This window comes from Eikenella sp. HMSC071B05, assembly GCF_001811325.1.
Taxonomy (GTDB): domain Bacteria; phylum Pseudomonadota; class Gammaproteobacteria; order Burkholderiales; family Neisseriaceae; genus Eikenella; species Eikenella corrodens.
This window is the reverse complement of sequence record NZ_KV804549.1, coordinates 1-258: the sequence shown is the minus strand read 5'-3', so window position 1 is coordinate 258 and position 258 is coordinate 1. Positions and strand designations below refer to the sequence as shown.

Annotated in this window: 1 pseudogene; it reads left to right on the top strand. The window is 41.9% G+C overall.

From position 1 onward, the window contains the following. Positions 1-258 (top strand): annotated as a pseudogene (locus HMPREF2796_RS10815) (IS630 family transposase); the annotation flags it as partial.

Sequence of the window (258 nt, the reverse complement as noted above, 5' to 3'; positions counted from 1 at the left end):
TCTGCGGACTTAAGAAACAAAGCTTTAAACTATTACGAACAATGCAAAAACATCAGCCAAACCGCAGTAACGTTTCACTTGTCAAGAAACACGCTTTACCTGTGGATTCGCCTTAAAAAACAAACAGGCAGCCTAAAACATCAAGTTACCGGTCTAAATGCCGTCAAATTGGATAGGCAAAAACTGGCTCAATATATTGGGCAACACCCGGATGCCTATCTGCATGAAATCGCCAAACATTTTGATTGTACGGCAGCC